At 44.0% G+C, this 20,763-nt stretch carries 16 protein-coding genes and 2 pseudogenes; 7 read left to right on the forward strand and 11 right to left on the reverse strand.

The genetic code is table 11. From position 1 onward, the window contains the following. Nucleotides 1-3: 3 nt before the first annotated feature. From MHI38_RS28745 to MHI38_RS08210, 3 genes and pseudogenes are all read right to left on the reverse strand, one after another. Nucleotides 4-1,539, reverse strand: a pseudogene (locus MHI38_RS28745) (non-ribosomal peptide synthetase); the annotation flags it as partial. Beyond that, nucleotides 1,525-2,835 (reverse strand): annotated as a pseudogene (locus MHI38_RS28750) (condensation domain-containing protein); the annotation flags it as partial. The pseudogenes MHI38_RS28750 and MHI38_RS28745, both read right to left, overlap by 15 nt. A gap of 62 nt (nt 2,836-2,897) precedes the next feature. After that, nucleotides 2,898-3,374 carry a DUF6790 family protein gene (locus MHI38_RS08210; protein WP_167375605.1) on the reverse strand — a complete coding sequence of 159 codons (477 nt, stop codon included), beginning with the start codon at nt 3,372-3,374 and terminating at the stop codon, nt 2,898-2,900. Between the two features lie 563 nt (nt 3,375-3,937). On the opposite strand from MHI38_RS08210, the gene MHI38_RS08215 reads away from it, so the two are divergent. Further along, complete coding sequence (locus tag MHI38_RS08215) at nt 3,938-4,795, forward strand: SDR family oxidoreductase (RefSeq protein ID WP_154887937.1); 858 nt, start codon at nt 3,938-3,940, stop codon at nt 4,793-4,795. 149 nt (nt 4,796-4,944) lie between these two features. Here MHI38_RS08215 and MHI38_RS08220 read toward each other — a convergent pair whose 3' ends face one another. From MHI38_RS08220 to rnhA, 7 genes are all read right to left on the reverse strand, one after another. Beyond that, on the reverse strand, nt 4,945-5,484 hold the full coding sequence (locus MHI38_RS08220) for an RNA 2'-phosphotransferase (protein WP_154887935.1): 540 nt from the start codon (nt 5,482-5,484) through the stop codon (nt 4,945-4,947). Between the two features lie 19 nt (nt 5,485-5,503). After that, complete coding sequence (gene imm48, locus MHI38_RS08225; protein ID WP_154887933.1) at nt 5,504-5,944, reverse strand: Imm48 family immunity protein; 441 nt, start codon at nt 5,942-5,944, stop codon at nt 5,504-5,506. Between the two features lie 16 nt (nt 5,945-5,960). Next, nucleotides 5,961-6,866 carry a nucleotidyl transferase AbiEii/AbiGii toxin family protein gene (locus MHI38_RS08230; RefSeq protein ID WP_261769231.1) on the reverse strand — a complete coding sequence of 302 codons (906 nt, stop codon included), beginning with the start codon at nt 6,864-6,866 and terminating at the stop codon, nt 5,961-5,963. A 44-nt stretch (nt 6,867-6,910) separates the two neighbouring features. Further along, on the reverse strand, nt 6,911-7,492 hold the full coding sequence (locus MHI38_RS08235) for a hypothetical protein (RefSeq protein WP_341181146.1): 582 nt from the start codon (nt 7,490-7,492) through the stop codon (nt 6,911-6,913). A 182-nt stretch (nt 7,493-7,674) separates the two neighbouring features. Continuing rightward, entirely contained in the window at nt 7,675-8,664 is a 990-nt protein-coding gene (locus tag MHI38_RS08240; RefSeq protein ID WP_154887929.1) for a serine/threonine protein kinase, read from the reverse strand. 296 nt (nt 8,665-8,960) lie between these two features. Further along, a complete protein-coding gene (locus tag MHI38_RS08245; protein WP_253492389.1) occupies nt 8,961-9,830 on the reverse strand; it encodes an alpha/beta fold hydrolase in 870 nt (289 codons plus the stop codon). A 210-nt stretch (nt 9,831-10,040) separates the two neighbouring features. Further along, a complete protein-coding gene (gene rnhA / locus MHI38_RS08250; protein WP_253492387.1) occupies nt 10,041-10,700 on the reverse strand; it encodes a ribonuclease H in 660 nt (219 codons plus the stop codon). Nucleotides 10,701-10,891: 191 nt separating this feature from the next. Here rnhA and MHI38_RS08255 point away from each other — a divergent pair, with 191 nt between their 5' ends. The 3 genes from MHI38_RS08255 to MHI38_RS08265 all read left to right on the forward strand — a co-directional run bounded on the left by MHI38_RS08255 (nt 10,892) and on the right by MHI38_RS08265 (nt 12,984). Beyond that, entirely contained in the window at nt 10,892-11,518 is a 627-nt protein-coding gene (locus MHI38_RS08255) for a DUF421 domain-containing protein (protein WP_221788877.1), read from the forward strand. 135 nt (nt 11,519-11,653) lie between these two features. Then, complete coding sequence (locus MHI38_RS08260) at nt 11,654-12,076, forward strand: MarR family winged helix-turn-helix transcriptional regulator (protein WP_339831748.1); 423 nt, start codon at nt 11,654-11,656, stop codon at nt 12,074-12,076. 53 nt (nt 12,077-12,129) lie between these two features. Beyond that, nucleotides 12,130-12,984, forward strand: a complete 855-nt coding sequence (locus tag MHI38_RS08265) for an alpha/beta hydrolase family protein (protein ID WP_253492379.1) — start codon at nt 12,130-12,132, stop codon at nt 12,982-12,984. Nucleotides 12,985-13,141: 157 nt separating this feature from the next. Here the strand turns inward: MHI38_RS08265 and MHI38_RS08270 are convergent, their stop codons facing one another. Then, a complete protein-coding gene (locus tag MHI38_RS08270) occupies nt 13,142-14,491 on the reverse strand; it encodes an amino acid permease (protein WP_090915014.1) in 1,350 nt (449 codons plus the stop codon). 710 nt (nt 14,492-15,201) lie between these two features. On the opposite strand from MHI38_RS08270, the gene MHI38_RS08275 reads away from it, so the two are divergent. Genes MHI38_RS08275 through MHI38_RS08285 form a run of 3 tightly spaced genes read left to right on the forward strand, consistent with a single transcriptional unit; the run spans nt 15,202 to nt 20,749 of the window. Continuing rightward, on the forward strand, nt 15,202-17,448 hold the full coding sequence (locus MHI38_RS08275; protein ID WP_341181147.1) for a hypothetical protein: 2,247 nt from the start codon (nt 15,202-15,204) through the stop codon (nt 17,446-17,448). Nucleotides 17,449-17,479: 31 nt separating this feature from the next. Further along, nucleotides 17,480-18,922: a glycosyltransferase gene (locus tag MHI38_RS08280; RefSeq protein ID WP_308722844.1), complete on the forward strand. Its 1,443-nt coding sequence runs from the start codon at nt 17,480-17,482 to the stop codon at nt 18,920-18,922. A gap of 33 nt (nt 18,923-18,955) precedes the next feature. Further along, nucleotides 18,956-20,749 (forward strand): FecR family protein, encoded by a 1,794-nt coding sequence (locus MHI38_RS08285; RefSeq protein ID WP_308722845.1) that lies wholly within the window; start codon nt 18,956-18,958, stop codon nt 20,747-20,749. Nucleotides 20,750-20,763: the final 14 nt, after the last annotated feature.

Here is a 20,763-nt window from a genome sequence, read left to right on the forward strand (position 1 = left end):
ACTATTGAGTGGGAACTCCGATTTATGTACAAAAACAGATGGAATCATATAAGCTGGCAGAGATTTGGACAAATGGTCTCTCAGATCAGCCACAGGCAATTCCTGCTCCGATAAATAATAGGCATACAGTAAACCGGACCCTGTCTCGGAGGATTTCATCACAACGACGGTTTGAATGACTCCCGGGTAGGATGAAAGAGTATTTTCGATCTCACCTGTCTCTAACCTTGCACCCTGAATTTTGACCTGAAAATCAATGCGCCCCAGGTATTCAATCGTTCCGCTTGGCAGGGAGCGAACCATATCCCCAGTGCGGTACATCATTCTGAAATACTCAGGGTCCTTCTCTTCGTCAAAGAAAGGGTTAGGAACAAATTTATCTCTTGTCATTTCTTCCAGGTTCAAATATCCGCGTGCAAGACCTACACCGCTCAGACATAGTTCCCCCGGAATGCCCAAAGGCTGTAATTCATCCCGGCTTCCAACGACATACCATCTGGACTCGTTCAATGGGGAACCAATGGGTATGTTTCCATGCCCTTCATAGGCACTCAATGGATAATGGGAGACCCATATCGTACATTCCGTAGGACCGTATACATTATCCAGGCTTGCCCGGATATTCAGTTGGTTGAATTTTTTAATGATATCGGGTGTGACGGCCTCTCCGCCCACAAATACCCATTTCAGCGTGTCCAGTCCTGAGAGATCAGAACGAAGTTCCATCGTCTCGAGAAAAAGACGGAATAGTGTCGGCACAAAGTTGATATGAGTCACCTGATGTTCAGCTACTGTAGTCAATATCTGGTCCGGGTTCTTCTCCTCGCCTGGCGGCAGAATACTTAATGCTCCCTCACCCATAAACCAACCAAACAATTCTGTACAGGATACATCAAAGGTATACGCTGTTTTTAACATATACACATCACTCGCTTGTACTGGAAAACGACGTTCCAAATCAAGCAATGTATTGACCACACTATGGTTTTCAATCATGACCCCTTTAGGTTTGCCCGTTGATCCTGACGTGTACATAATGTAGGCGAGACTGTAAGGATCTAGAGGCTCTTCGAGATTGGAACTGTCTCCCGTGTATACCATCCCATCTTCTGTGTAGATATAGTGAGCCGGAAGCGAGTCATCCTCTGCTTCTGGCCGGATGGCAATAACGGTGGATATATTCGCATCGGATAAAATGTAGGCTTTTCTGGATACCGGATAGGAAGGGTCTAGGGGAACAAAAGCACATCCAGCCTTCAGAACAGCCAGCAAGGCGATGACCAGATCGGAAGAACGTAGCATTTGTACGCCGACTGCCTCGTTTTCGGTCTTTTTCCGTGCGATGATCTGTTTTGCCAATTGATTGGCCTTTGCATTAACTTGTGCGTAGGTTTGTTTTTCTTTTCCTTCGAGTAGAGCGACTCGTTCTGGGTGCTTTGTTACTTTTGTATGAAAAACATCGATGATATGCTGCGGAGTGTAGGGAAAATATGAAGTTTGGTTAAATTGATGCAGCAATTGCTCCTGCTCTTCCTGCATCAGCAGGCTGTATTCACCAATGCTCTTCTCTGGTGCAGTTACCAGCTGTTGCATGAGGAATAAGAAGCGCTGACCCATTCGTTCAATGGAGTCTGTTCGAAACACATTCGGTTTATATTGCAGCTTCAGCTGTGTGCCTTGAGGTGTGCCGTTCAATACAACCATCAGATCACCTGGGAAAGTAACCTTATCCTGTTCCACAAGCTGGCTTCCTGGCAAATCCTCCTCATATGAGTCATACACAAAGGAGATATCAAATACAGATGGTGAGCCTGGTTGCACCTGCAACATACTGTCTCTGACGATTAGATTATTAGGATATCCAATGTGTTTATACGTATCGATCCAGGCTGCAGTGACTTGCTCAAGGAGAGAACCAAATTTAGATTCTAGGTCAATCTGGAACCGCATCGGCAACATATGTACAAAACAGCCAATCGTTTCTTCCAATTCGATATCCGGACGATGGGAATACGGAGAAGCAAACGTGATATCCTCTTTGCCTGCATATTTATTCAAGAGAATACTGAATGCCCCCATGAAAAACATAAATACCGTAACCTCATGCTCCTTTGACATCTCTGTAATATCCGCCATCAACGCCTCTGGAATATCAAAACGTAGCTCATGTCCCACACCGGTCTGCGAACCGCCAGCCGGATAGTCATGCTGCAGTGCCAGGGGCTCTGCACCGTTCATTTTGGATAACCAGAACTCACGCTCACGGTTATACTTGTTCTCTTGTATTTTCGTATTCTCTGATTCGATATAAGAGATAAAGCCCTGATCCTGCTTTATGTCCAAAGGTAGATCCTGCAGGATGCAGGTGTACGCATGGAGAAGTTTATTTTTAAAAATTTCCAGAGACATACCGTCACAGATTAAATGGTGGATACATAAAGTAAGAACATGTGTGTTCTCGTCCATATGTACAAGCATGATTCGAAATAAAGGGCCTTGCTCCAATATGAAGGGAGCCTGAATACATTCTTCAATGTATCCCTCCAGTTGCTGTTCCTTGCCATCCTGATGAGCTTGACTCAGATCCCGCAAAATCAGTGAGTACTCCATATCATCGTGGATCGCCAGAACTGGTCTGTCCTGCTGTATCTCAATGTGCGTGCGGAGCACGACTTGTTCATGCATGAGCAACTCGATGGAACGTCGAAAGGCTTCAAGTTGAAGCCTTTCGATTTGTATCGAAGCGGAGATGTTATAAGAAGATGGATCATTCACTTGGCAATCGAAATAGATTCCCTTTTGTGTTTCGGAGAGTTCCACGGTTTTACGTACCATCACGACCACACCTCATTCATTAATTGAGATTCAAGCTGTGTTGTCATAAATCCAGTCTCTGTCTAGCTCATTACCCAGATGCCGCCAGCCCATATGGAAAGAACGGTGATAAACGTTTGATAGACAACATCCATTATCAAATTGCCGATACTGTCCCCATCTGCCTTACGATTCTTGATCATGACATAAGTATGTGACCACAGACCACTCAAACCATATATGTACATCGTAACCAATACACCCACCCAGAAGTTCCCTTGAAACCAGATCGCCATAATACCCATAACGCCAAGTCCGACTTGCGAGAATCCATATTTGACCTGAAACGGTCCTCCTGGCCAACCTAGCATTTTGGCTGTCTGTTCTGCTCTAGCAATGTTAACCACGTAACCAATAACACCTACAAGTCCAAATGTAACCACAAACTGATGAAGCAATAACACTCTGCTAATCTCGCTCATTTCGCCAGGGAAACCGAGCATCCAAAGATGAATCGTTCCTGAAATAAGCCCAAATAACCATAAAACCAAAAACCACATCGCTGTTTCACTCCTGCCAATTTGTTATTTTGGAATCATTTGTAACTAAATGGATTAATTTGTAGATACCCACATTATATAATCGCTTTTACATTTGTCAATTCGTACATAATTTTCTATTTTGTCGAAGGTTTTACCATTTTCCTTCTCTTATACGCAATGAATCTATCGTACTTAGTTCTATATAACTTGAAATTTTTGGGTCTTATATACCATTTTTACATATATTCAACCAATATATGTTTCTTTTTTAACACTCCAAAAGAACCACCTCTCATTTATTCCATAGTCGAAAAAATTTAATAACCAATGGTTGATTCCTTTACCCATATATTCAGACTACTTTAGTCGTATTTATAGATATTAAATTTGACAACACTTTATTATGTAACTATTATAGTTACATAGATAAACACTTTCGTTTCACACATCCACAGCCACTCCTTGGAGGTGGTATTGCCTTAATACTCCATAGGTACGCTGTACATACACGATTGTTCAACAATGACAATGAAGCTGCTAACGATGCAAATGTTGCAAACCACATTTTAGGAGGAAACACAATGAAATTGTTAGTCACAGGCGCTACGGGTAAACTTGGTTCACTGGTTGTTGACGCGTTGTTGAAGACAAAAGCTGCAACAGACTTGGCTGTTAGTGTTCGTTCACCAGAAAAAGCAGAAGCATTGCGCTCGCAGGGTGTAGACGTTCGTCATGGGGATTTTGATCAACCGGAAACATTGGAGAAAACTTTTGCCGGTGTAGACCGCCTGCTACTGATCTCCACAGACGGTGATAACGAGACACGTATCCGTCAGCACCAGACTGCTGTTCAAGCTGCCAAAAAAGCAGGCGTCGGTTATATCGCTTATACAAGTGTGGTCAACGCCGAGCATAACCCGCTCTCTCTTGCTGAGGTACACCGCAAGACAGAACAAACGATTCGTGAGTCTGGCATCCCTTATACGTTCCTGCGTAACAATTGGTACCTTGAAAATGAAGCTGGCAGTGTACAAGCCGTAACACATGGTGCTCCTTGGGTACATGCCACGAATGACAGTCAGGTCGGCTGGGCTACTCGACGTGATTATGCTGAAGCTGCTGCTGCTGTACTTGCAGGCGAAGGACATGAGAACAAGGTCTATGAATTGTCTGGTAAACTGCGCACACAAGCTGAGCTTGCTGCCATTGCTGGTGAAGTGTTGGGGCAGGAAATCAACGTACAAAATGTCGACGATGCGGCTTATGCGGACATCATGAAAGGTGCAGGTTTGCCTGATTTTGTTGTATCCATGCTGGTTGAAATGCAAAGCGCGATTCGCCAAGGCGCACTGGCTGTAGAGAGCGATGCATTGGAAACATTGCTTGGGCGTCCAGCTCAACCGTTAAGCGAAGGTTTTAAAGCTATTTTGGGTAATTAAATTCGTCATGTCCCCTTCACGGTAACATACAGGATATAGAAAAAGGGTTGTTCCATACGTCACATGATGACGGGGAACAGCCCTTTTCGTATACATTATTATGGAGCTCTTCGAACAAAACTTACACATTCTTTAACCTAACTAATCGATTAACCTTGCTCAATATAACGCGATGGAATTACATCAGCCAGCCAAATACTCTCGTTGCCATGGTAAAAAAGAATACCCTCACGTGCGGCCTGCCCTGCCTTAACGCGTAGAATAACAGGCTGATCATCTCGCCTTTGTCCAACTTGACGTGCCGTATCCATATCAGCCGATAGATGCACATACTGCCGTTGCCGTGGCTGCAAACCGTGCTCCATGATGGAAGACACAGCACGTACGGGTGTACCGTGATACAACCATTCGGGAGGCTGTGTAGCTATTTTGGATATTTTTTGCGGAGTAGAATGACCATAAAGTGCACGAATTCGTCCAGCATTGATCTCGTGCCTTTTTTTCTCCGAAACTGCAATTATATGTTTCAGGTCATCTTCTGTTACATTACGCCACCCTGGGCTTTCGTGCAAAGCGACGAGCAGTTGTGAAATCTCTACCCATCCCTTTTCATCCAGCTCAAGCTCGTATTCCCATGGCGCATGTCTCAATGCATAGGAAAGCTCTTTGCTCAGTTTCATGTAGTCCATGTCTCTCACCTTCCCACATCTATCCTTGTTGCTGAACTGCCGCCATAATCTCCTGAATGTTACGAGCAAGAGCTTCGTGATCCTCCTGCGTAAACTGGATATGTCCATTAATACCGCGATGAATAATCGTATTCATCACTGGATGAACCTCTTCCTTGGATGCAACACGAATCAGATCGTCAGCAAAATCAACTGCCTGTTGTTCACTGTAATTAAACGGTTTGATCAACATCCGAATGCTCAGCGCATGAGCCTGGGGTTCGGCCAGCCGATCACGATGAGTAATGCTGTACACCGCACCAAAACCAAAAGCGGCGAGCACTTGACGTTGCAGTTCTGTCGTTTCTGCGAGTGGTGTGCCAATCAGTTCGCAGACCTGTTCTACCATCTGCTCCAGTTCATGGGCTGCTGCGCCCAAAATAACATCATTCTTATCATCCTTGTTCATAAAATCATTCATATCCATACTCTCCGTTCTATCCTTTATTCCATATCGGGGACGGCAGATGTTTGAAAGCCTCTTGATGGATACCCGCACGATTCAGCGCTTTTCGCAAGCGAGTAGCAACTTCCATGAAATAAATTTCAGGTACCCGATCCCCTGCAAGCTGCTTCAATAGATAATCGTTTTCCAAACCTTGATACAGTGGATGCAAATCTTCGACTAATATTTTCTTCATATCTTCACTCGTAATACTAGCCGTCATGCTACATTCATTGACGAGTGTCTGCAGCGTATCTTCTGCAGCCTGCTTGTCATAGGACGGGTGAGATACAAGATACTGCAGATCATATAGATCCTTGAACCTCGGTCTCACAATCGTCTGATGCAACTTCCAAGCGACTTGAGTGGACAACGGAACCGTGTAGGGAACTACAAAAGGCTCACCTCTTAACGGTCGGTAGTTTAACTCCACAGGCTCTGCATCCAGCTTCAGATTAAATGAAATATCAAGAAAAAGCTCATCTTCGTACCGATTCCCTTCACTGGACTCACTCTGGATCGCATAGGCGATATCGGTATTCACCGTTGGAAAGTCATCATCCATTGCGTAATCAATTTCACGCCAGAATGCATTCTCCCGAAAGCTGCGAAAATGGACTCCATCATTCAGATCAAGTTTGGTCACCTGAATCATCCAATCCGTAAAAATCTGCTTGGCCTGATCCGCATGTTCAATCGTACCTTTATACAAAAAGTCGATATCCTCAGCATAGCGCAGACTTGGATTCTCCAAGTACTGTCTCGTTAACAGGCTACCTTTCAAAATAAAGGATGAATGGACTAGCGTAGCCCGTTTCAATAGCGCTTCCAAAACAATAATTAATCTCTCGTCTTCATTGAAGCGATGTATGGGTATTTCATTCCCGTTTCTCGTCACAACTGTTCCTCCAATCTTATCTTAAACACATCAAGCTGGTTCAATCAGATCCAGCCCCGATCCAACTCTTCCCGACTATCATATATACACAGCTCATATTGTTGCTTGATTAGTTCAATTTGATTGCTTTGCAAAATGTTATGAATTTCCTCGACGCTACGATAAAAGTGATCTGCATGCTCATACTCACGCGCAGTTACAAACCTTATACTGCCATTCTTATGGAGCGAATTACGGGAGATATGGCCACCTGTACCCGCACATATACGCTTCAGCCTATTCACATCTTCGACTTGAACCTTACCATGCCACTCAAAATAAGGTCTGGAATGAGGCACCATCGGTTGCTTGAAAAACCGTTCCTCCTTAGCCGGTATCTCTACTTTTGTACGTACCACAGTGAACCCGTTATTCCTAAATGTTATTGAAATCTCTTCAATGATACGCTGTACATCCTGAAAATCCTCGCTATGGACAATGCCCGTAATCATGGGTTGATGGATGTGCTCTCCCTGATCGAGTTCGATCAGGACCGGTTTTACGTTCTCTTCTTCACAGATACGGATAAAAGTTTGCTTTTCTTGCGGGCTCAGGTCACTCAGGGTAACATGAAATTCAAACTCCATTCGTTCACAACCTTCTTTCCTCCAACGTGCTTATACTAGATTAACTCTACCTTTATTATAGTAAAACCCAAAATAGTAAAAAAACCAAATCTTCTCTGCAGATAGAGTCGATTTGGTCTCCTTTAAACACCACAGCTATACGCAACACAGTCTTACTCCACTTTCATTGAGACTCACCACGGTCATGCCGTCTCATGTTGGTTCTTCGGCTCTGGCTCATAGACTTGAGTATGCTCGTTTTCCTCATGCATCCACTCCACCATACCTGGTTTGCGAACCTTCCACACCAAGGCCTGAATGCGAAGTGATCTTCTCACCCAAAACAGAGAGGTACAACGCTTCTCCGAACGCACCATAAGTCCCCAATGAATGACCCGGGCAAGCCACGGATTGACATATTCATTGTGCTTGCGGACGGAAGGCAATTCATCTTGGAACAAACGTTGCTTCACATCCATAGGCGGCTGACCACAAGTCCAGTAATGAAGCAAGGCAGACAAACTATAGATATCTGACATGGGTCCCTGAACCGCTTTCTCGGAATAAAATTCAAGCGGCGAATACCCTTTAGAGGTAAAAATTGCCTGTTTTGCTCCGGTCTGCATCGGCCAGCGCACAGCCGCACCAAAGTCCAGCAATTTGGGCGTGCCATCCTCCATCACCATGACATTGGAAGGTTTGACATCCCGGTGGAGAATGCCTTGTTTATGAATGTAATCCAGCGTATCCACGAGCGGCAGTAGCGTATCGGTAATAAACTCGGGTTGCAGCGCATGGTTACGCTCCTGTAAATAATCGGTCAAGATCATGCCCGCGCAATATTCTGTGACCAGATATCCCGTATCATTGGCCTCAAAATGATCCACATATGTAATGATGTGAGGATGATTAAGAGATGACAACAACTCACCCTCCTGAAGAAATACAGATAACAGTTCATGGAATTGTCCGCCGTATCCTCGGGATGCACAAAATACACTGCGCTTGTCTGACTGACGTGCAGCAATCCGATGGGGGAAAAATTCCTTTATAGCGACTTTGGCACCTGTATGCCGATTCCGCCCAACATACACAATCGCTAATTCACTACTAGTCAATACCTGTCTTACCTGATATGTATCATTCAAAATGACATTGCGTTGCAAAGCCATATTCCAGTTATTTTTTCTCATCCCAAACCTCTTTTCAAGCTTGTCGATCGGAAGACTTGCCACATAACGACGAATTCGAGCCTGGAACGCATCGGAAATAAATCCAATCAGACAGTCGAATCATCGCTAACCATCTTTATAAACCATACACCACCGTTTGAAACATTTTTCTCGCGGAAAGTGCATTTTCGTTCAAGCTTCCGTTTTCTATATCGAAGATGCAAGCACTCTTCTATACATAGTATCGACAAAAGGGGCAGTTTCGTTAATCTGTTCGTAAAAATGCGAACTGCCCCATGTTCCTATGTTAATCGCCTTTAATAATGCTTATTTAAAAATTGCTGAATCTCCTCATTCATCTCTCTTAGTACATCCTGAGAAGGGAAGTGGCCTGTATCATATTTAATCGCCTGTACATTCGGAATAATTTTCTGAGCACGGTCAATGCACTTATCTCCTGGGAAAAAGACATCCTTCTCACCCACCAGAAGTAGTGTAGGCGAGGTATAATTTTCAAGTTCTTCTCTCTCTGCGAGTTTGGGTAAATCCTGCTCCAGACTGACATATTTGAATATTTTGCCGATCAAGTTTTTATCTGCTTCCTTCATACAATGGCATGACAGGTTATCCGTAATCTTTTGCAAAGAAGCTGGCGAAGAAGTCATACGATACTTAACGAGTGGAAGTGTAATATCATGGGCAGTTTTCATTCTGGAGTTGACCGCAAGACCTGCGGGAGCTACCAGCACCGAGCATGCAATACGCTCCGGAATATAAGTAGCCAATCTCAGAATGATGCCGCCGCCGAAAGAAGGACCAATGAACGCACTTTGTTCAATATCGTAATGATCCAGCAGATCGGATACCCACATCGCCAAGCTGTCAAAACGAGCCGAAATGCTCGTTTCCTCGCTGTACCCGGGATGGCCGATCGTATCCGGCGCAATAATCCGATAGGATTGAAATAAGGAAGAGAACCAGGACAGAGTCATTGGATTCACACAATTGCCACCCTGAAGAATAAATAACGGCTTGCCATCTTCCGGCCCAGTCAGCAACACATGTGTTTTCCCAAAACGTGTCTCCACATACTCTCTTGTAAATCCTTCACCCAGCTCACTCAAATAAATTTCGTATTCTTCCAGAATACTGCTCTTGCCTTCTTCACTTCTATAAATGGAACTCATGTCTGCCTCCTGCAATGTATACTCATCTCACCTGTTCCAGTGATCAATAGCCGGAATCCCGGCCCAAAAAGATAAAGAGGGCCTGTTAAAATGACAGGCTCCTCCATATGTGCGACTTATCATATGCTGATGATTATAGAATGGAAATTGGAAATTGTAAATATCGTTTCTAATAGACATGCTTATCTTTTTTTAACTCGAGTAGAAGTGTCACTTTCGGCCATAATCCGCCTTGATCTCGCCCCACTGTTTCGTCTGCCATTTGAGCACTTTATTCGTGTACGTATTCGTGCGAAGCCACTGCTCTGCCCGGTCAATCATCAACCAGATTTCTTCCGTTGAGTTGTCACGTGGGAGTGTTGTCGCAACTTTTTTTTGTTTCAGCCATTTCATCGCATTCACCGAATCGGTGTAGACCGTTTTATTACTACCTTCTTTTTTGAGATAAGCCAGCGCATGCACAATCGCCAGAAACTCTCCCAAATTGTTGGTGCCTTTCGAGATCGGGCCGACGGAAAAAAGCACCTCACCTGTGCGGGTATCCACACCTTTATATTCTACTGGCCCTGGGTTGCCTCGTGTGCCTACGTCAACAGAGATGCTATCATAGTCCACTTCCTCGGATGTCTCCATCCCGGCACTTCTGCCGCTGCTGCCTGACTTCGACTTGGACTTGGAAGCGCCACCTGCACTTGAACCCCAGTTCCCTTTCCAGCCAGCACGATATGCTGCTTCGGCAGCTGCCTTGGACTCATATGATTTATATTTGGCTCCGGCATATTGATCTGTCTGTGCTTTGCATGCCGCCCAAGTATCATATACGCCGGGTTGCTTCCCTTCCCATACCACGTAATATTTCTGTTTTGCCATGCGTAACCGCTCCTTTGTTTACTGCATCAATACCCTATTGTAAACGAAGAAGTAGTTACAATGAAAGTTCGTTATTGGTTGAACATCATAACAGAGGTATAACCATAATGAATGAATTGGGTATATTCCCTCCTATTCCAGAACATTCTAACAAACAGAGTACGCTCACCGGAAGAGAAAGGATGTTGTGCATGGATTGGATCTGGAAATCCGTCTTACTTGTTCTCATTGGTATGATCCTGCTACGAATCGCAGGTCGTAAATCGATCTCTCAGATGAGTGTTGCCACAACCGTTATTATGATCTCCATCGGAACCACGATTGTGCAGCCGATTGCCAACCATGAACTGGGGAAAGCAATTGGCTCCGCAGCCGTGTTTATTGCAACATTGCTCATCGTAGAGCAACTACAAATGAAATTTAACTTTTTTGAACGTATCATGAGCGGGCGCTCCAAGGTTGTTGTGGAAGATGGTAAAGTCATCATTCCGAATCTGAAACGAATGCGTTATACGATGGATCAGCTAGAGATGCATTTAAGACAGGCAGGAATAAAAAGTATAGATGATTTGCAGACAGCAACGGTCGAACCCAACGGGCAACTCGGGTATGTCCTGAAACGACACGCTCGCCCAGTGACCGTTGGCGATCTGGAAGAGATTTTGCGTAATTACACCATTACAACTAAACCTGATACGGATCTACAACACAAGTTCAGTAAACAAAGGCCCACAGAGACGAGTACGAATTCAACAGACATTTTCGAAGAGGTCAAGAGCGGAGATCACACTCACCCTGTTAGTCCCAAACTCCAATAGATACACTTTTCACTATAAACATTAGCGCTTTTCATCGCCCACCCTGGTAACCCGTTTTTCTATGACTCAAACAAGAGTTTTTTCCACTTATATGAGTCACTTGACATTAGTTTGATATCCAATTATATTACAAGTATGAAAACAAGAGATGCTGTTTCACTTATATCCAAAATTAAAGAGAAAACAAGTCGTTTTATTTTGACCGAGATGACAGCACAGGGCATTCACGATCTGGCTACCTCTCATGGAGATATCATCTACGCACTTTACAACCATCGGCGCATGACCATGGCGGAGATTGCCAAGAAAATTCGCAAAGATAAATCGACAGTAACCGCACTTGTGGACAAATTGGTGAGAACCGGATACGTTGCTAAAGAACGAGATACAGGCGATTCCCGTATTGTTCATGTGGCGTTAACTGCCAAGGGCGAAGCATTACAACCGATCTTTGAGAATATTTCACAGCGATTGCTGGACACCTTCTATACGGACGTTACAGATGATGAGAAAAATGAACTGCTTCGCATTCTGATCAAAATACACGATAACTTTTAATTTTTTTTGAATTAATAGTTTGATATAAAACTAATTATCAGGGAGGATTTATTATGATTGATTACACACAATTTTTACCTGTACATGAGGTAGAGCGAATGGGTAAACATGAACTTCACGTTGAAGTTTACAGGGGAAATCGAAATCAAGGATCAGGCACAACATCGATAAGCACGCATCCTCCGCTGTTATTGGTTCACGGGGCATACACAGGTAGCTGGATGTGGAGTAAGTATATCCCCCACTTTGTAGAGCATGGATGGACTTGTTATGCAATGAATCTCAGAAGCCATTATAGAAGCCGGGTGATGGACATGACTCGAATTACGGTGGAGGATTATTTGGAAGACATTCGTGAGGTATTATCTCTGCTTGATGAACCTCCTATATTGGTGGGCTTCAGCATGGGCGGCATACTTAGCCAAAAGGTTGCGGAAACCGCTGACTTGGCAGGTTTAATAATCATTGACACCAGTATCAGCAGAGAAGTCCATGATGCTCTCCCTTACCCCCTGGCGGATCGAATAGAACCAGGAATAATTATGCCAGCACCTCTGCGCGAGGAGAACGAAACGATCGATGAAACCGCAGAGGATATCGCTTTTCAACGACACTATCTGCAAATGGAATCGGCAAAAGCATTTCGAACCTTCTCCGCACTCTGCGGGGCAAAAGGGATATCCATTGATGGAAGCCTGATTACTTGTCCCGGTCTGGTGATCAAAGCTGTGTTGTCTGAGGACGAGGAACAAAGAGGCCGATTAACCGCGAAGCAACTAGGAGCCAGTTATGTTGGGCTTTGGGGTACAACACATACAGGTCTACTTGTGGGTCAGCGATATAAGGAAGCTGTAGATGTGATTCTGGAGTGGCTTGATTCCAATTATTCGGGTAAAAAAACGGGCTGAAAGAAAAGAGCAACCTCCTTGGAGATTGCTCTTCTCTATTCTCTCTTTTCTCTATTTTCTTTCCTTATTCCCTTAATTCTTAATACTTATTTACTTAGTTCCTTAGTTCCTTACTCCCCAACGGGTGTTCTGCTTCAATTAGAATGAACATTTCCCCTTACTGTTTCGCTCTTTTCTTGATCATATAAATAACTGAAACGATCAGGAACCATACGGGTGTTACAAACAACGCCACCCTTGTATCCTCTGCGAGCGCCAACACAACGATCACAAAGGCCAAGAACGCCAGAATTAACACATTGGAAAATGGATATAGCGGCAGTCTGAACCGACTTTGACGTGCCAGTTCGGGTTGAGTACGCTTATATCGCAGATGGCAAATCACCATGATTCCCCAGACAAATATAAAACATACCGTTGAGACACTGGTAATCAGTGTGAAAACCCCTTCGGGCATGATGTAGTTCAGCACAATCGCGATAAAGATCACAATGGTGGAGAAAAAAAGCGCATTGGCTGGAACCTTTCTTTTGTTTACACGTGCAAATGAATCAGGGGCATTTTGGTCTTTGGCCATAGAATATACCATACGGCTTGTACTGAAAATAGCGCTATTACATGCCGATGCGGCAGACGTCAGCACGACAAAATTAACCACTCCGGCTGCCGCCGCAATCCCTACCGCCGCAAATACCTGTACAAACGGACTTTCGGTTGGCACAATCGCACTCCACGGATAGATACTCATAATAATCAGCAAGGCTCCCACGTAGAAAAGCAACACTCGAATGGGAATCTGGTTAATAGCTCTCGGAATGACTTTCTCCGGATTTTCCGTTTCCCCTGCGGTCAGCCCCACCAGTTCCATGCCTACAAACGCAAACACGACCATCTGAAATGATATGATGAAACCATGCATCCCATTCGGAAACCAGCCCCCGTGGCTCCAGAGGTTCGTGAAGCTTGCAGCACCCTGATCTGTTGTAAAACCTGTAAAGATCATATACAAACCGACCACGATCAGTGCCAGAATAGCGATAACTTTAATCAAGGCAAACCAAAACTCCATCTCTCCAAACAGCTTGACCGTAGCCAGATTCATGCCCAGCAAAATGACCAAGGCAATCAGTCCCGGCATCCATTGAGGTACGTTCGGAAACCAAAATTGTGTGTACAGACCAACAGCAGTAATATCTGCCATCGCGATAGATATCCAGCAGAACCAATAGGTCCAGCCCGTAATAAACGCCGCCATATTTCCCAGGTAATCACGCACGAAATCCACAAAGGAGTGATACTGCAGATTGCTCAGCAATAACTCTCCAAGCGCTCTCATAATAAGGAATAATACGATACCTGTAATGATATATGCGAATAGGATCGATGGGCCGGTGAGTTGAATCGTTTTGCCCGCTCCAAGAAATAATCCTGTTCCGATCGCCCCTCCAATCGCCATCAACTGCACATGCCTGTTCTTGAGTCCTCTTGTCAACGTTTCTTCCTGCATGGTACACCACCACTCTCTTTCTGCGCATGCTCTCTGTGATGAAAAAATAATATACCATCTAATATATATTATTCTGCAGGCGATACCTATACTTCTTTAAATATATTTATGGCAATTAGTCATAAATAATTTAAAAAACATACAAAGTTATTAATAGTTTCTATTAAACCTTTTTATTTACAAGCCAAAAATTCTAATCAAAATAGCAACTAATGTCGATATATACAAGATGAATTTTTTGATTTTGGAGGTCTATAATGAAAAAACGACATAATAAGAGAAATATAAGAAAAAAAACAACAGCTGCCCTATCTTTAGCAATGATATTAACTTCTCAAGTATCTCCATTTGTTCAAATTATGAGAGCTTCTCCTCATCCGGAACCCAAGGAGAATTTACATTCGATCGCTAACAATAAAGTAGAACTTAAGATGGACCATAGAAACAACTACATAGTTTCTCATAACAATAGTGATAACATAATTAAAGTTTCAACTGAATCCGGGAACTCTTTAAGTTTAGAACCTTTAAAAAAAGGAAGCCCCTTCTTTAATTTAATCGTTTCTAATATAGATAATACCTTCGTTCAATCCTTTATAGTCAATAACTTAAATACTGGAAATGATGGGGTTTTGGATATAGGGGATATTGTAAATTTCCTAAACATCTCCCCATCTTCTGCTGTCGCAAGTGATGTTAAAAATATGTTAATGGGGATCAACTCCCGTGCTTTCTCCAATCCGAGCACCCCCGATTCAAACCTTGCGCCTCTGATTGTCAGCTCACCTGTCCTGACCTTTGATCCGAATTCGAATTTGTTCTACCCAGGTTTCTGGAATGTATCGGACTTTTTCCGCGATCCGAATCAGGATTCGCTTTCCTACGCAATTGTCCAACAGCCGGATGATTTGAGCGGGCTCAGTCTCAGCTTAAACGGGGGACAACAGTTGGCTTTCGGCGGGGTGCCGACCCTGCCAACTTCCTTCACCGTGCGGGCGACCGACCCTCGGGGATTGTATGCCGATTTGACCAGTACACTCCAGTTTGCACCTGAACCCGTCTCCCATGCGATAGTGGACGCGACCGGCTCACGGACTCAAGTGGATCTCAACGCCTTTTTCCGGGATCGGGATAACGATCCGTTAACGTTTGAATTAAACGGAACCAGTCATGCGGCGAATGTGCGGATTGAGGGGGGCCTGTTGACTTATAGCGGCACCATCCTTGCACCCGTTCGCATGGGAGTCACTGCCACCGATCCGCAGGGATGGTCGGCTTATAATGTAGTGGAAATTCAAGGGGACAATCTGGCGCCTCTCACCGTCAGTTCACCTGTGCTGACCTTTGATCCGAAAATAAATAGATTCTACCCCGGGTTCTGGAATGTATCGGACTTTTTCCGCGATCCGAATCAGGATTCGCTTTCCTATGCCATTGTCCAACAGCCGGATGATTTGAGCGGGCTCAGTCTCAGCTTAAACGGTGGACAACAGTTGGCTTTCGGCGGCGTGCCGACCCTGCCAACTTCCTTCACCGTGCGGGCGACCGACCCTCGGGGATTGTATGCCGATTTGACCAGTACACTCCAGTTTGCACCTGAACCCGTCTCCCATGCGATAGTGGATGCGACTGGGACACGGACACAAGTGGACTTAAATGCCTTCTTCCGGGATCGGGACAACGATCCGTTAACGTTTGAATTAAACGGGACCAGTCATGCGGCGAATGTGCGGATTGAGGGGGGCCTGTTGACTTATAGCGGCACCATCCTTGCACCCGTCCGCATGGGAGTCACTGCCACCGATCCGCAAGGTTGGTCGGCTTATAACGTAGTGGAAATTCAAGGGGACAATCTGGCGCCTCTCACCGTCAGTTCCCCTATGTTAACGTTTGACCCGAAAATAAATAGATTCTACCCCGGGTTCTGGAATGTATCGGACTTTTTCCAAGATCCGAATCAGGATTCGCTTTCCTACGCCATTGTCCAACAGCCGGATGATTTGAGCGGATTGAGCCTTAGCTTGAAATGGGGACAGCAGCTGGGTTTTGGCGGTGTGCCAACCCTGCCAACTTCCTTCACCGTGCGGGCGACCGACCCTCGGGGATTGTATGCCGATTTGACCAGTACACTCCAGTTTGCGCCTGAACCCGTCTCCCATGCGATAGTGGATGCGACTGGGACACGGACACAAGTGGACTTAAATGCCTTCTTCCGGGATCGGGATAACGATCCGTTAACGTTTGAATTAAACGGAACCAGTCATGCGGCGAATGTGCGGATTGAGGGGGGCCTGTTGACTTATAGCGGCACCATCCTTGCACCCGTTCGCATGGGAGTCACTGCCACCGATCCGCAGGGATGGTCGGCTTATAATGTAGTGGAAATTCAAGGGGACAATGTTGCGCCTCTTACCGTCAGTTCCCCTGTCCTGACGTTTGACCCGAAAATAAATAGATTCTACCCCGGGTTCTGGAATGTATCGGACTTTTTCCGCGATCCGAATCAGGATTCGCTTTCCTACGCGATTGTCCAACAGCCGGATGATCTGAGCGGGCTCAGTCTCAGCTTAAACGGGGGACAACAGTTGGCTTTCGGCGGTGTGCCGACCCTGCCGACCTCCTTCACCGTGCGGGCGACCGACCCTCGGGGATTGTATGCCGATTTGACCAGTACACTCCAGTTTGCACCTGAACCCGTCTCCCATGCCGTGGTGGACGCGACCGGCTCACAGACGCAGGTCGATCTCAACGCCTTTTTCCGGGATCGGGACAACGATCCGTTAACGTTTGTTATTGATGGAATTAGCAGTAGTAGTTCAATTAGCGCCTGGGTAGATGGCAACATGCTTTCTGTATCAGGCATCATTAATTCCTCAGTGAAACTAAATATTAGAGCTACTGACAGCAATCATTTTAAGATTAACAACACTGTGCACATTGAACCGAAAAGCAATTAAAATAGAAAAACTTTAGACGGAAGGAATTGTTATGGATCCCAGACACAATCACATATCAGACTTAATATTAAAACAATTACATCATTCAGCTGAACTAGCGGCTAAAAAACACGTTCAGGAATTCCCATTAGATGGTCAGGGCTGGCTTTTACTTGGAGAATCACTGATGAAACAAGGTAAGGGAAGAACGGCCCAACTCCTGTTCAATCGGGCCTTGTTTCTTGATCCTAAAGGGCAGTGGATGCCCTTCATGCGCGAAGAGTTACAAAAAGTACCCTGCAATGAAATAGTGAGTAAGGAAATACAATTACTTCTAAGTACACCAAAAGTCACTGTTTCAGCTGCTCTTATTGTCAAGGATGAAGAACGAAGCATAGAACGGTGTATTCAAAGCATTCTGAACGCGGTTGATGAGGTCATTGTTATCGATTCGGGGTCAACCGATCAAACCTTATCGATTCTGCAAAAATATCCGCAAGTCCAAGTGTATCATGTGCAATGGAACGACAACTTTGCGGAATTACGTAATGAAGCATTAAGCCATGTTCGTTCAGAATGGGTGTTCTGGCTGGATGCAGACGAGTGGCTACATGAGGAAGATCAAGAACTCATTCGACTGGCAGCAGGAATTTATAGCTCTATGAAAACCTATGTTCCAGCCCTCCAGCCTGCCATTATGAATTATGTAGGAAATAAATGTTTATCAGAATATTCCGTTCCACGCCTTTTTCAAACCAATAAAGGTATTCATTTTAGTGGCAGAATTCATGAGCAGATCGCTACAGAAAAGGAAGGGATTTTCACTTCCAACATTATTCATAAACCTGTCGGGATTCGCCTACATCATGACGGCTATGAACCCGAGATTAAATCTAAAAAAAACAAGATAGCACGTAATATCGAGCTATTAAGAAAAATGACAAAGGAAGAGCCGAGCAACCCAGGTTGGTGGTACTTCCTTGGACGTGAAACAATGAACACGAATGATAAACAAGCTTCATTATTTTATTTCACAAAGGCCATTGAACTAGGGCAAATGAATTCACATTTTGGAAGAATCGCAGAAATTCATGTGTTAATGGGTAAAATCTATACTACTCAAGACAACCTTGAAGCTGCTGAAAAATGTTATTCTCAAGCCCTTTCCATACACCCAGATTATCCTGATGCACATTTCTTATTAGCAAATATAACGGTCTCCAAAGCTCAAAAATTGCTAGAAGGAGCCTACTCACATGTGAATAAGGCTACCACTGGCTTTCACTCTTATCGCGGAACCATTGCTCCTGATCAAGACATTTATTTGTGGAGATCCGAGTTACTACGCTCCGATATCCTTGTTTTGAATGGTCATTTTGGCGAAGCAGTGACTATATTACAAGCCTTAAAAGAGAAATTCCCGAATTTAGAGGTTGTAGAAAGAAAATTAACATTCATCAATGAACAGGTTCAACTTGTATCAAACAAATCGTAAGGATGATCAAATTAAAGAAAGAGTGATGTTACTTTGTTAAAACGGATTGGAACTTTAACGCTCTTCCTCGCCTTATTAACGTTTATCTTAAGCTCTTTGAATGTTTCGGCAGCAACGCGAGTAATCGAGAGTGCGCTTATCACAACGGTTCAAGGAGAAGTAACGATAACGCGAGCTGGAGGACTAAAACAAATACCTGCTTTTTCAAATATGAAACTCTATCAAGGTGATCGAATAATTACTGGAAATACTGGCGCAGTAACGTTTAAGGTAAGCAATCCAGAGTCAGAAAGATCTTTAGGGAAAAACTCTAACGCTGTCATCTCTAAATTAAAACACAACACTTTAGGAAATGAGTTTTCCATTAAATTATGGACAGGTTCAATCTGGAGTTCCGTATCCCACTTGGCCGATTCCGATACGGATTACATTGAAACCCCTGGTTCCAAATTACGTGTACGAGGAACCAATTTTCACGTTATGGTCCAATCAGATGGTACATTAACGGTATTCGTTGCCTCTGGCCTTGTTGCTGGATCTACAAGTGATATCCATGCTTCCAAGGCATCCTTTCTGGTCGCACCCGCGCAGCAGATCAGCTTTAATTCTGTTGCTCCACCGAAAAATATGCAGGATGCTATAACTGTAGCTGATGTCGCAAAGCTAACACAACAAGCGGACCCTTTCATTCTAAAAGCGATGCTATTCAGTACTCCTGCTATCATCACAGAGAATACAAAGCTTGAGAAGCAGCTTAACGATGATATGAATAAAAATATCTCTCCCTTGATTCAACGAGATGGAATTCAAGCTGACATGACAATCAATAACAAAAAAGCTCTCTCTAACTACTTAGATAACATCAATAGACTAATATCGAATATCGCTTCTGAATCTGTTCGACTTAACAAGATAAATAATAATGAAATGAACGTAATTCTTAATACGGTCAACCAACAGATTATAGATATCGAAAGAAAAATAAGCTTACAGAACGTCAAACCTCTTCATGCGATGGGAGGTATCAATCCAGAAGGTTTTCAAAATAAGGAGACAGAAAGATTACGATTAGAATCATTACAAAAAGAAATACAAAAGCAGCAACAGGTCTTAAAAGAAGAAGCCAAGGCTAGGTTAGATTCTTCTTTGGAAACCATTTTAGATAACAAACAAAAGATTGATTCAGTAAATAAATCGATATTAGATCAAATTCAAGGTCGTGCTGAAAAGACTTACACAGCTCAATTATCGCCAGAGGAACTTAAAACCTTTGAAAAAAACAAACAACAATTAGGACTGAATCATTCCGATTCTGATCCTGCACCGGTTGTAACAGCTCCTGATTCTCCTGGCAATTCAGCTGGGAAACCGAATACACCCAAAGTCACGTTGGTGCAGACGCCAACAGCAAAAGGATTCGAATTGTCTATTCGTTTAAAGGATTTCACGGGGTCCAGTGCTATCTTTGGCACGGAATTTCACTTTATTAGTGATACTGGTGTAGATGTAACTAATCCAGCGAACCGTTTTTTGAATGATTCCTACTTCAATCCTTCAAATAGTGTAGACATTACCAAAACCTATGTTGGAAATTCAGATAACGGCCTAACTCAAAAAAAAGAAACGATATATGCTGCAACCCAATTCGGCACTACATCAAACATTGCGATTTCGGACGGGATCTTAGCTACTATTCCTTTCTCCATAAGTGGGGATGGAACATTTAAGCTATTCTATGTGAAGATCGTGGACCATACAGGCAGAACTATCTTAGAATTAAATGATTCAAATGCTGATTTGCCACCTGCATTTCACTTCACCAAGTAAGATACAGATATTCC

Origin of the sequence: Paenibacillus sp. FSL K6-1558 (assembly GCF_038002565.1) — a bacterium.
In the GTDB taxonomy this organism is placed as follows: Bacteria; Bacillota; Bacilli; order Paenibacillales; family Paenibacillaceae; genus Paenibacillus; species Paenibacillus polysaccharolyticus.

Bases quoted from the DNA above. Each gene is read 5' to 3' on its own strand.
- MHI38_RS08210 (WP_167375605.1), bottom strand. From the start codon at position 3,374: ATGTGGTTTTTGGTTTTATGGTTATTTGGGCTTATTTCAGGAACGATT.
- MHI38_RS08215 (WP_154887937.1), top strand. From the start codon at position 3,938: ATGAAATTGTTAGTCACAGGCGCTACGGGTAAACTTGGTTCACTGGTT.
- MHI38_RS08220 (WP_154887935.1), bottom strand. From the start codon at position 5,484: ATGGACTACATGAAACTGAGCAAAGAGCTTTCCTATGCATTGAGACAT.
- imm48 (WP_154887933.1), bottom strand. From the start codon at position 5,944: ATGAATGATTTTATGAACAAGGATGATAAGAATGATGTTATTTTGGGC.
- MHI38_RS08235 (WP_341181146.1), bottom strand. From the start codon at position 7,492: ATGGAGTTTGAATTTCATGTTACCCTGAGTGACCTGAGCCCGCAAGAA.
- MHI38_RS08240 (WP_154887929.1), bottom strand. From the start codon at position 8,664: ATGAGAAAAAATAACTGGAATATGGCTTTGCAACGCAATGTCATTTTG.
- MHI38_RS08245 (WP_253492389.1), bottom strand. From the start codon at position 9,830: ATGAGTTCCATTTATAGAAGTGAAGAAGGCAAGAGCAGTATTCTGGAA.
- rnhA (WP_253492387.1), bottom strand. From the start codon at position 10,700: ATGGCAAAACAGAAATATTACGTGGTATGGGAAGGGAAGCAACCCGGC.
- MHI38_RS08255 (WP_221788877.1), top strand. From the start codon at position 10,892: ATGGATTGGATCTGGAAATCCGTCTTACTTGTTCTCATTGGTATGATC.
- MHI38_RS08260 (WP_339831748.1), top strand. From the start codon at position 11,654: ATGAAAACAAGAGATGCTGTTTCACTTATATCCAAAATTAAAGAGAAA.
- MHI38_RS08265 (WP_253492379.1), top strand. From the start codon at position 12,130: ATGATTGATTACACACAATTTTTACCTGTACATGAGGTAGAGCGAATG.
- MHI38_RS08270 (WP_090915014.1), bottom strand. From the start codon at position 14,491: ATGCAGGAAGAAACGTTGACAAGAGGACTCAAGAACAGGCATGTGCAG.
- MHI38_RS08275 (WP_341181147.1), top strand. From the start codon at position 15,202: ATGGGGATCAACTCCCGTGCTTTCTCCAATCCGAGCACCCCCGATTCA.
- MHI38_RS08280 (WP_308722844.1), top strand. From the start codon at position 17,480: ATGGATCCCAGACACAATCACATATCAGACTTAATATTAAAACAATTA.